Source organism: Streptomyces prasinopilosus (assembly GCF_001419695.1).
Lineage (GTDB): Bacteria > Actinomycetota > Actinomycetes > Streptomycetales > Streptomycetaceae > Streptomyces > Streptomyces prasinopilosus.
Map to the genome: position 1 here is coordinate 1 of NZ_LIRG01001047.1, position 1095 is coordinate 1095.

Sequence of the window (1095 nt, forward strand, 5' to 3'; positions counted from 1 at the left end):
CCCTCTCCTCCGGCCCGGCGGCCTGCGCCGGGCCGGAGGAGAGGGCGTCCTCGCCCCCCTGGTCCGTCGGCTCGGCGTCCGGCTCGTCCACGTCCAGCGGCGGCATCCCCGCCAGCAGGGGCAGCAGTTCCCGCAGCCGGCCCGCGAGCTCCGAGGCCCGCAGCCGCGAGGCCGGCGCCTTGGCCAGGCACTGCACGAGCAGCTGCCACAGTTCGTCGGGGACGCCGGGCAGCGGGACGACCGACTCGGTGACGTGGCGGCGCAGCACCGCTCCGGGGTGTCCGCCGCCGAACGGCGTGAAGCCCGCCAGCAGCTCGTACAGGACCGTGGCGAGCGCGTAGATGTCGACCGACGCGCGCGGCGGCAGGCCCTCGACGATCTCCGGCGCCAGGTAGTCCGGCGTTCCGATGATCTTCGTGGCGCGGGTGCGGCGCGGGGTGTCGATGAGCTTGGCCACCCCGAAGTCGGTCAGCAGCGCGCGGTGCGAGCCGCCGGGACCGACCGGGCCCTGCATGTCCAGCAGGATGTTCTCCGGCTTGACGTCCCGGTGGACGACCCCCGCGGCGTGCGCCGCCGCCAGGCCGTCCGCGACGTCGGCGACGATCGCCACGGCGGCCTCCGGGGCGAGCCTGCGCTCGCGGTCGAGGCGGGTGCGCAGATCCGTACCGCGGACCAGGTCCATGACCAGCGCGAGGTCGTTGCCGTCGACCACCAGGTCGCGCACCGAGACGACGTGCGGGTGCTCCAGGCCGAGCAGTGCCGTCCGCTCCTGGACGAAGCGTCCGACGAGCTCCTGGTCCGAGGAGAGGTCCTCCCGCAGCAGCTTGACGGCGACGGGCCCGTCCGGCCCCTCGCCGAGCCACACCGTGCCGGCGCTGCCCCGTCCGAGTATCTGGTGGGCGGTGTACCGGCTGCCGATCTTCCGTGCCAAGACTGCTCCTACCGACGCGTGTTGCCGCCAAAGCTACGCGCCCCGGAAGGCGACCTTCACCGGGGATCCGGAAATCACCCGTCGGGTGTCGACAAAGCGGCACGCCGACCGGGCGCGCCCCGGCCCGTGGGCGGCTCCGGGGGTCCGGAGCCGCCCACGGGCCG

At 74.9% G+C, this 1095-nt stretch carries 1 protein-coding gene; it reads right to left on the minus strand.

Going from position 1 to position 1095, the window contains the following annotated elements; all coding sequences use genetic code 11:
• A partial coding sequence (locus AOK18_RS29995; RefSeq protein WP_055696335.1) for a serine/threonine-protein kinase occupies window positions 1-931 on the minus strand: 931 nt, incomplete at its 3' end.
• Between the last annotated feature and the right edge of the window lie 164 nt (window positions 932-1095).